This is a genomic window from Phaeodactylibacter luteus (assembly GCF_007993045.1).
In the GTDB taxonomy this organism is placed as follows: Bacteria; Bacteroidota; Bacteroidia; order Chitinophagales; family Saprospiraceae; genus Phaeodactylibacter; species Phaeodactylibacter luteus.
This window is the reverse complement of sequence record NZ_VOOR01000283.1, coordinates 1-237: the sequence shown is the minus strand read 5'-3', so window position 1 is coordinate 237 and position 237 is coordinate 1. Positions and strand designations below refer to the sequence as shown.

Genomic DNA, 237 nt, shown 5'->3' with positions numbered 1-237 from the left:
TCCCGGGGTCGGGTCTTCCGGGTTCGTTACCACAACCGTGTTGGTCAGGCCGCCCGTGAAGTCGGCAGGCACGTCCACGTTCACCGTGTAGGTCACCACTGCGCCGTTGGACATATTGGTGATCACCTCGCTGAAGTCGCCAGTTCCCGAAGCGTTCGCCAGCGTCGCTGTGCCGGTAGTTACTACCGCAGACCAGCTGCTGATCGTTGTGCCTACAGGCGCGGTGTCCGCTACCGT

Annotated in this window: 1 protein-coding gene; it reads right to left on the bottom strand. The window is 62.4% G+C overall.

The window, feature by feature from the left end; genetic code table 11:
• Nucleotides 1-237: hypothetical protein (locus FRY97_RS22860; protein ID WP_170254922.1), on the bottom strand; the 237-nt coding region annotated here is incomplete at both ends.